General features: G+C 53.9%; 1 protein-coding gene. It reads left to right on the top strand.

From position 1 onward, the window contains the following. Positions 1-9: 9 nt before the first annotated feature. Positions 10-317, top strand: a 308-nt coding sequence (locus M8006_RS17880) for an IS66 family transposase (RefSeq protein WP_488592961.1), incomplete at its 3' end; no start/stop codon positions are given.

Below are 317 nucleotides of genomic sequence, written 5' to 3'. Positions count from 1 at the left end.
ATATAAGGCATGAAAGACGTCGCTTCCCCCGCCCATCAAGTCTCTCAACTGCAGCATCAGGTAAAGACGCTGCAGGAGGAGAACGCGCAACTTCTTCACCTGATGGAGAAGAAAGAGGCGCAGTGGGAAGCGGCTAAACAGTCTCTTTATGAGCAGTTCCGCTTGGCATTGGAACGTCAGTTCGGCCCTTCAACCGAAAAATACGCTGTCAAGCAGGGCGACCTCTTGATGAACGAGGCCGAGCTGGCCGTCGATGAAGACGACAGCCAGACGGATGATTCTCAGACTGACATCACCGACGAAACGGCATCTGCCGA

It is taken from the genome of Halomonas llamarensis (assembly GCF_023555005.1).
GTDB lineage: Bacteria > Pseudomonadota > Gammaproteobacteria > Pseudomonadales > Halomonadaceae > Vreelandella > Vreelandella llamarensis.
The sequence above is the reverse complement of the archived record's forward strand: the minus strand, read 5'-3'. Positions and strand labels throughout refer to the sequence as shown.